At 43.9% G+C, this 4,115-nt stretch carries 1 protein-coding gene; it reads left to right on the top strand.

Annotated features, from left to right (window positions below):
• Positions 1 to 4,033: DNA phosphorothioation-dependent restriction protein DptH (gene dptH / locus WCO51_10445; protein ID MEI6513676.1), on the top strand; the 4,033-nt coding region annotated here is incomplete at its 5' end.
• Positions 4,034 to 4,115: the final 82 nt, after the last annotated feature.

Here is a 4,115-nt window from a genome sequence, read left to right as displayed (position 1 = left end):
ACGTGTGCATCATATTATTATTCAGGTTCCAGATTCAATCGATATCTTTGATTTCACTGCAACCTTTAGTGGGGACAACCTTGAGACAAATCAGCTATCTAAACCTAACAAGCTATTACCTGTAGGTTCAGAGCTTAAAGCCTATAAAGGTTGCAAACTCTCAGTACAGGGCCCATATGATGGCAAACCGCTGTTCTTTACTGTTGGTACAGGAGGGCGAGATCTATCGACAGAAAAGTACGTTTTCCATTGTCTTGTCTTGCGTAAGGATGAATTTTATGTCGATGGATTTAAGAGCAATTTCACTATTGCAGCCAAAGCTAATGTAGTTAACTTGCATACCGATGAGTATAGCCTTGTAATCAACCCTCAAGCGATCCAGAAAATTGAGCTTAAAGAGCGGAACGAAGTTATCAATGCGGAGATCATAGGAGAAGTCGATTTTAAAGAATTCGCCAACGATTCCGACCTCATCGACTTCAAAATTGAAAAAGGTGAACACCAGCTTCAGTTCAACATAGAGGGTGAAGTTGCAACAGAGTCACTTTCGCTACCTTTATTATTTGATAAAGATCGTTTTTCTCGTCTTTTTAAAGACGACTACTATGGTGAGTTCTCTCGTGGCAAAGATAAAGTAATCATTGATAACAATGAGGTCACACCGGTTAGCACCCGACTTAATTTGCTACGCTGGGAAGCTGAATTTATTGATAAATCGCTTATAGCACTGGACTACAATAGTAGCAGGCTTCTCTCAGAGCTGTCCACTGTATGCCTTGGGCTTTACGATGCCTATACTGCACTTTATGCATATCTAAATGAACGTAACACACTCCCTTCTTTAGTATCTTGGGGTGTGGAATACCGCGATCGAGCTCGGCAAGTAGTTACAGCCTACCTCGATTATCTGGAAAAGATACAGGTTGATACTGTCCTTAGCAGCAAGGACAAGTTAGTGCTAAAGATCGGCATGATTAGAAACCAAGACTGCGAATATTTCAGCCCCTATCATCCACTTGTTATGTCCTACTACTTGGCATTGGCTGAACAGATTGCCGAGGATTGTGACAACGCGAGTTTCAAGTATCTGCCTAGGGTGACTAAGGAACGCCTAACGCCGAGAGGATTAATTCCTTATCTCTATAATGCGGACCATAAATTTTCTTATGTCCAACAACTCAAAGAAAACCCGACCTGGTTAAAGGCAGTACCCCATGAAGAAAGCAATTACGATTACGTCCGTAAAGTCGTAAAGGAGAAGATTGACGAATTTCAACGCGCATTTAGTCAACTATTTACCCACAATGGTCGAAGCAAGTTACTAATTAATGCAGTCAATCAACAGCAATGCAAAGAGCTGCTTCTTGGAATCGTAGACTACTTTAAACAAGATCTCGATAAAGCTTGCTATGTACATGTCAATATTTATGACGAACAACTTCAATTCAACTGGTTTGACGATTTTGCTGAGATATCTAACCCCAACAAATTGAAGGAAAAATTGGAGCTAGACAAGGGTAATAAAAAAGAGATTGCCGATACACTGATCGATCTCCTGCGCTTACGTCTCACCTACAGCAAGTTCACGCATGAAGAAGTCTTAGATAATGGGCACGCCTACTCACATCTCGCCTTCTTTCGTAATGAAAAGAAAATACAACCGGTCAATGTCAACATAGTTGCCTGCATCTCTGGTGTTGCCGCTGACGGACTTTTGAGTGGAGAAGCGTCTGAGAGTAAACGTGAAAGTTACTTCACGGCCTTTGGTCTTCGAGATACGGCATATGAGGATATTCCTCATCTGAAAATTGCAAAACTCTTCGGAGAGTTGATAAGACCTGCTCTTGAAAGCAATACACAATACACAGGCTCGAATGCTATTGCCTTAGCTGTCAATGAGGGATTCAAAGAGTTGCTTGAATGTGCCTATCAGGCCTCTATATGGACGACTATTATAGACCCCAAGGTCACGCTCGACTTTTTCCGTAATCAGGATGTCACACTGATCCACTTTTCTGACCAATACACCACCTCGGCGGGTTATGATGCCATTACAGTCAGCCGAGAAAAGGATTTGTATAGGCGAGTTCTTGAGCAAGGACAGGGAGGGAGAATCGAGGAATTTAATGCCTTTAATGGAGATTGGTTACTCAAGATGCTGACTGCCGAGGGCTCGGCGCGTAAGGGTATTGAGGGTGAAATTGGTGCCTACAAGTTCATCACCTGTATGCTCTCTGCTTCCGATATTACTTGGGTTCCTCTATCCATTGGTGAGATGGTTCGTGTATCCGGCAATATAGGACTGAAGATTATGGATAGCGAGTTTGCACCGGGGGTCCATGGAGGCAACGAGGGCCCGATGTCAGACGATATATTGCTGGTAGGCTTTAAGGAACAGCAGCTCTTTTTACTTCCTGTTGAAGTAAAGACCGGAGCGCCACAGGGCTATAGCAAAGCCATCGAACAGGTGAAAAACTTACTCGCACACCTTACCAACATGCTTGGACACAGAGCCTTCGCCAACAAGGTTTATCGCGCCCTGTTTATACGCCAAGTGCTTATTCAAGTTGACAAGTACCGACTCTACGAAGTCTTTGATAGTGCGTACTTTGATACTTTGTTGGCTGAGCGAGAAAGATGGTTACGTGGCGAATACCACTTAGCGACACTTGATCAATACCCTGATGCTGTAGTCGTTGCCCACGTAGATAGCCCTTGTGTTTTTGAGCCCACCTATAAAGAGTTAGATTCAATACTTTGTATTGAACTGCCCTTTAGTTTTTTACCAACACTCGTCAAAACACCGTTGAAAGAACTCATGGCGGAGAAAAAGATACAGACAATTTGTGATGTGCCGACAAAATACATACTTGGCCCTCAAGTGGTTACGAAAAAGGTTTTCCTCATCGAAAATGGGCAGAGCCCTGAAGGAGGTCAAGTTGAAGAGCCTATAACAAAATTTATTCCCCAGCCTAGCGATAGTCAGTCGAGCGGTAAACACTTGTCTGTAATCCTTGGGCATCGATCCATTGATCAAGCCTCAGTAGTTTGGGAGCCTACTAACACTAACAAGGTGTTCAATACCAACACCGGAATCATCGGCACTATGGGAACAGGTAAGACACAGTTCACAAAAAGCCTGATCACGCAGTTGGTTCGTAATCAAAAGGACAATGTTGACGGGCAGCCTATCGGTATCCTAATCTTCGATTACAAGGCCGATTACATTAAGGAGGACTTTGTTAAGGCGACAAACGCAACCGTCTACGCGCTGCACAATTTGCCCTTTAACCCATTTGCTTTGGTTGGTAACAAGCCAATGTTGCCGGTACATACAGCCAGCCAATTTCGCGCAACACTCGGCAAGGCCTTTGGCTTAGGGCCAAAGCAGGAAAACAGAATTCATGAACTAGTGATGCAGGCCTATGATAAGTGCGGCATTTCGCCTCATTCCCCGGCATCCTGGTCGAATACGGCACCGACAATACAAACTATCTGGGACATTTACCTAGACCAGGAAAAAGTTGAACAGGATTCGCTATACGCGGCGTTATACGAACTTAACACATTTCAGATATTTGAAACCAATCCCGAAAAGACCAAGTCGCTCTATGACATACTGGATGGCGTAGTAGTCATTAACCTCTCCGGTTATGACCCTAAAATCCAGAACCTTATAGTTGCGATCACGCTCGATATTTTTTACACCCAAATGCATCAGCATGGCAGCTCCAAATTGGATGGGGACTACCGTCAAATCACCAAGATGGTTTTGGTAGATGAGGCGGATAACTTTATATCACAGGAATTTGAAAGTCTTAAAAAGATTCTTAAAGAAGGACGTGAATTTGGGGTGATGAAAATCGACGAGGATCGTCGCATCATTGATTTTGAAGAAAAGCCAGAGAACCCGACACCGATTCCCCACGACCCGACACGCTGTCTGGCTTCGATGGGAATCTATGTTTTCTCGACCCGTCCGCGGGTTATCATGTTATCCAAATACATAATATCAACTTGCTTACCCAGGTAAGCACAGCAGGAGCGCCGCATGATCCGTCTTTACAATACCCTGTCACGAAAAAAAGAAGAACTCAGCACGCTGGAACCGGGTG

The organism is bacterium, from assembly GCA_037131655.1.
Classification (GTDB): domain Bacteria; phylum Armatimonadota; class Fimbriimonadia; order Fimbriimonadales; family JBAXQP01; genus JBAXQP01.
This window is presented reverse-complemented; position numbering and strand designations above follow the sequence as displayed.